1 protein-coding gene is annotated in these 1,006 nt (G+C 77.2%); it reads left to right on the top strand.

Annotation, left to right across the window (positions count from 1 at the left end):
• Positions 1 to 904 (top strand): serine/threonine-protein kinase (locus tag EAO71_RS32995; RefSeq protein WP_410094227.1); only part of this gene is annotated, 904 nt, incomplete at its 5' end.
• Positions 905 to 1,006 lie beyond the last annotated feature (102 nt).

Genomic DNA, 1,006 nt, shown 5'->3' with positions numbered 1-1,006 from the left:
GGGGCTGTTCACCGCGCCGGTCATCGACGCCGACACCGACGGCGCGCAGCCCTGGCTCGCGACCGCGTACGTCCCCGGCCCCTCGCTCGCCGACTCGGTCGTCGCGCACGGCGCGCTGCCGGTCGAGGCGGTGCTGCTGCTGATCGCCGGCATGGCCGAGGCCCTGCACGTCATCCACGGCGCGGGCATCGTGCACCGCGACCTCAAGCCCTCCAACGTCCTGCTCGCGGCCGACGGTCCGCGCGTCATCGACTTCGGCATCGCCTACGCCGCCGACGCCACCTCGCTGACCGGCAGCGRGGTCACCATCGGCACCCCGTCGTTCATGGCCCCCGAGCAGGCCGCGGGCCGCCGGGTCACCGCGGCCACCGACATCTTCGCGCTCGGCCAGGTCGCGGCGTACGCGGCCACGGGCTCGCCCGCGTTCGGGGAGGGGACCTCGCACGGGGTGCTCTACCGGATCGTGCACGAGGAGCCGGATCTCGCGCAGGTCCCCGACCGGCTCAGGGAACTGGTCACCCGTTGTCTCGCGAAGGACCCGGAGGCGCGGCCGACGGTCGCCGAGGTGATCACCCTGTGCCAGTCGGCGAACGCGGAGACGGTGCTGCGGCGCCCCGAGGACTGGCTGCCGGTCTCGGTGGCCGCCGACATCACCGTACGGGCGGCGGCGCCCGCTCCGGTCCAGACTCCGCCGCCCCCCTCGGCCGCGCCGTCCGTGGGTCACCCCCCGACGGCGCCCGCGGCTCCGGCGGCACCGCCCGCGGGCTACTCCCCCACCGCGCCTGCCGCCGCCCTTGCCCTTGCCGCCCGGCGTGGGCGGCACCGGCGCGGTCGGGTAGCCCCCGGACTGCTGGTGTGCGGCGGGGTACTGCGTGGGCGCGTAGGCATGGGCGTGCGCCGGTGACGGCTGCGGAGCGTGGCCCGGGGGCGGAGTGTGCGGATGCGCCGGGGCCTGCGCCCCGGGCGGCGGCGTGTGGTGCTGCGGGGGCGTGTACGACCCGGGCGG

Source organism: Streptomyces sp. MS191, assembly GCF_008042125.1.
In the GTDB taxonomy this organism is placed as follows: domain Bacteria; phylum Actinomycetota; class Actinomycetes; order Streptomycetales; family Streptomycetaceae; genus Streptomyces.
The sequence above is the reverse complement of the archived record's forward strand: the minus strand, read 5'-3'. Positions and strand labels throughout refer to the sequence as shown.